Raw genomic sequence first — 3,387 nt, 5'->3', positions numbered from 1 at the left:
TTCTTATAAGAAAGTAATAAAGGAGAATAGCTATGACAAGCACAGTACTGGAATCAAAAAAAACTAATATTACTGAAGAAGATGTTGAAATTTTAAAAATAATGGCACATCCAATTCGTTTACGTATTGTAAACGAGCTAAGCAAACATAATACTTTTAATGTTTCGCAGCTAACAAAAATTTTAGAGATACCCCAATCATCTGTTTCACAACATTTATCGAAAATGAAGGGTAAAGTACTAAAAGCTGAACGTAAAGGCTTAGAAATTTATTATTCAATTCGTAATAACAAAGCAACTCAAATTGTCGGCATACTTGGATATTAATCCATATATACAATTGCGTAAAGATAGAGTAGTACCTGAAAAGGGTGCTACTCTTTTTGGATTCTATAAACACAACATGACAAATGTTACTTTTTCATAAAAGAACAAGAACAAACTAGGAATTATGTTTTCCTACATTGAATTTAAACGTATATGTCATTAAAAATAGATGCTAGACACTTGGATGCACATAGCTAAACGCAACACATCAAACCACTGGAGGGATACAATGTCTTATAGAACGATTCATACCGATTTTTGAAATGACTATACAAATGCTCGAGATGCCTTGTTAAATGAAGGAATCGTTGAAAGTGGCCATGTTCAATATGAAAGTCAAAAAGGGCTAATCATACGTCCTGCCTACGAAATAGAAGGAGAAATTTATTTTTTCTCGGGAATGAGAGCAGCGGGAAATACGATATACAGTGTACAATTACGCCCTTTTCATAAGCTAAAAGAGGCGGAATACATTCCACTAGAAGAAAAATCTTGTATCACTGTATAAATGAGAGAGATAGCTATCAGCTAGGAAGAGATGGAACAATCTGAGCGATGTTAATTTTCTTCGTTCGTATGTTGATGGGCATAGGAAAGGATTTCACAAATATAAAATAAGATTGACAACGAAAGATTACAAGTGTAATATTCAGTTAAAGATTACACTTGTAATCCGAGGGAGGTGTAATTTAAATTAATGAAAGAATTACCTAAAATTTCAGAAGCGGAGTTAGAAGTAATGAAAGTACTGTGGTCAAAATCTCCACAAACAGCAAATGAAGTGATTGAAGAGTTGGAGAAGAAAATGGATTGGAAACCCAAAACGATTCGAACACTAATTAATCGATTAGTTCACAAAGAAGCAGTTACTTACCATCAAGATAAAGGGCGTATGTACGCTTATTATCCTTTGGTTTCGCAAGATAGTTATTTACAAGTAGAAACGAAATCTTTACTTAAACGTTTCTATGGTGCAGCATTTAAGCCCTTGCTGGTAAATTTCCTGAAAGAAGAAAAGCTGTCTTCAGAAGACATTAACGAACTTAAACGTATCCTGGATGAGAAGAGTGAGGAAAATCAGAGGAAGGATAGATTATAATGATAGAAATGTTTATTAATGTCTATCTTCCTCATTTTTTCGATTGGTTGATAGAGACCACTATTATGGCGAGCATATTAGTGGGCCTAATCTTATGTATCAAGGTCTTGTTTAGAAATAAGTTAACTCCACGTTGGCAATACATGCTATGGATTATATTAATAATAAGACTTGTATTACCTTGGTCGCCAGATAGTTCCTATAGTATCTATTCTGTTCTTACTTACAAGAATAATGATGCATTCATTTCTAGCCGAACCCCTGTAGCTATTTTTCCTTCACAAGAACGCATGCAAGAATTGAAAGGTATAGACAATACAAAGGTTCTTACAAAAGAAGATACTTATACCTCAAGTTCAACACAAACTGATCAGGCAAACAAGTCACAAACAGACAATAATGAAAAGCAGGATGATGGGACGGTTCCATTCTATACAATCTGTATATACATCTGGCTTACTGGCGTTATTCTTCTAAGCTTTGCTACATTTATTATGAACAGGCGTTTACTACTTTACATAAAAAAACAACCTGATATTACAGATGAGAAAATTATCCGGATTTTTGAAAAATGTAAGCAATCTATGTCTGTTCAACGAGATATCCCTCTACTTGTATCTGGAAAGGTTTTCAGTCCAACAGTGTTCGGATTTATTCGGCCCAAGTTGTTATTGTCAACTGTACATATGAAAGTATTAGATGAACAACAGTTACGATATATTTTCCATCATGAATTGGCTCACATCAAGCGAAGAGATGTCGGTGTGAACTGGCTTATGCATGGTTTACTCATTTTAAATTGGTTTAATCCCATTCTTTGGTATGCCTACTCATGTATGCGGGAAGATCAAGAACTAGCATGTGATGCATTAGCTCTTACATGTATAGATGCAGAGGAACAAATCGCGTATGGACATACTATTATTAGCCTTTTGGAACATTACTCAAGTTATTATCAAGTACCGAGTGTGGCAAATTTCAGTAAAAACAAAAGGATGTTAAAAAGGAGAATTCTAATGATTAAAAAATTCCAAAAAAAATCGTATCGTTGGTCTGCGCTAGGAGTTGTGGCAATTATTGCAGTATCATCTGTATCCTTATTAAATGCCCGTGCCGATAAGCCGACTAGCCCTGAGAAACAACAAATAGAAGTGAAAAATAATATGAAAGAATTAAAAACACAAACCGATATTCCTATACATCAAATTGTAGAAAAAATGATTGGTACAAAAGAACAGGCAGAAGCAGAATTTTTTGTTTCAGAAGGAGAATATAATAATTTACTTACAGAAGTTGGAGTGGCGCAAAATCTGTTTACGAAAGAAGAATTTAAGCGATTTATTGATTTAGAAACAGAGGCATATACTTTGGGTAAAAAAGTAAAATTAGTAGGAAGTCCTGACAAGTTAGACCCAGAAGAGCAAAAGAAATATGAGAAAAATGATGAAGAAATAGGACCATTTAGACAGAAAATTTATTCACACTTTAATTTGACTAAAAAGGAAGCACAGGAATATCTTGATTTTCAAATTAAGACACCAACGTATGTAGTAAAAGGGTATAAACTAAGTGGAGAAGATGTTCAAACACCGTTGGCTATTAAAAAAATAGATCCCACTATTGTTTATGAATATCGAAATGAAGATTCCGCATATATGGTGTATCAATCTGCAGTTAGAGATCAAGGAGAAGATTCGCTGAAGGGGATAGTAGGGACTAGTGAAAAGATAACTAATTATGAATTAGTCGGGACAAAAATAAGTTTATCTGAAAATACAAAGGATAAATTTAAAGTAATGAAGATGATTGTTCCTGCAAAAGGAAAGAATAATACTTATCAAGTTACAATTCTTGCAGATAATTTAAGTAAAGAAGAATTAGAGAAAATTATGCTTTCCTGTTTAAAATAAAAAATAGAGTCTCAGAATCAAGTTCCTGAGACTCTATTTTTTATTTCAGTTT

Annotated in this window: 4 protein-coding genes; all 4 read left to right on the top strand. The window is 33.3% G+C overall.

What is annotated here, in order from left to right; all coding sequences use genetic code 11:
* The first annotated feature begins 32 nt into the window (after window positions 1-32).
* The 4 genes from ACQGS6_RS25040 (at window position 33) to ACQGS6_RS25025 (ending at window position 3,335) form a co-directional block, all read left to right on the top strand.
* A complete protein-coding gene (locus ACQGS6_RS25040) occupies window positions 33-326 on the top strand; it encodes an ArsR/SmtB family transcription factor (protein ID WP_000204906.1) in 294 nt (97 codons plus the stop codon).
* A gap of 289 nt (window positions 327-615) precedes the next feature.
* Window positions 616-834 carry a hypothetical protein gene (locus tag ACQGS6_RS25035; protein ID WP_000931199.1) on the top strand — a complete coding sequence of 73 codons (219 nt, stop codon included), beginning with the start codon at window positions 616-618 and terminating at the stop codon, window positions 832-834.
* A gap of 189 nt (window positions 835-1,023) precedes the next feature.
* Window positions 1,024-1,425, top strand: a complete 402-nt coding sequence (locus ACQGS6_RS25030; RefSeq protein WP_000661428.1) for a BlaI/MecI/CopY family transcriptional regulator — start codon at window positions 1,024-1,026, stop codon at window positions 1,423-1,425.
* Window positions 1,425-3,335: a M56 family metallopeptidase gene (locus tag ACQGS6_RS25025; protein ID WP_426965772.1), complete on the top strand. Its 1,911-nt coding sequence runs from the start codon at window positions 1,425-1,427 to the stop codon at window positions 3,333-3,335. The genes ACQGS6_RS25030 and ACQGS6_RS25025 overlap by 1 nt, the downstream gene beginning before the upstream one ends.
* Window positions 3,336-3,387 lie beyond the last annotated feature (52 nt).

Source organism: Bacillus sp. GMs2/2, assembly GCF_050172095.1.
In the GTDB taxonomy this organism is placed as follows: domain Bacteria; phylum Bacillota; class Bacilli; order Bacillales; family Bacillaceae_G; genus Bacillus_A; species Bacillus_A cereus.
The sequence above is the reverse complement of the archived record's forward strand: the minus strand, read 5'-3'. Positions and strand labels throughout refer to the sequence as shown.

Excerpts from the sequence above, each read along its gene's own strand:
- ACQGS6_RS25040 (WP_000204906.1), top strand. The coding sequence starts at position 33 with ATGACAAGCACAGTACTGGAATCAAAAAAAACTAATATTACTGAAGAA.
- ACQGS6_RS25025 (WP_426965772.1), top strand. The coding sequence starts at position 1,425 with ATGATAGAAATGTTTATTAATGTCTATCTTCCTCATTTTTTCGATTGG.
- ACQGS6_RS25030 (WP_000661428.1), top strand. The coding sequence starts at position 1,024 with ATGAAAGAATTACCTAAAATTTCAGAAGCGGAGTTAGAAGTAATGAAA.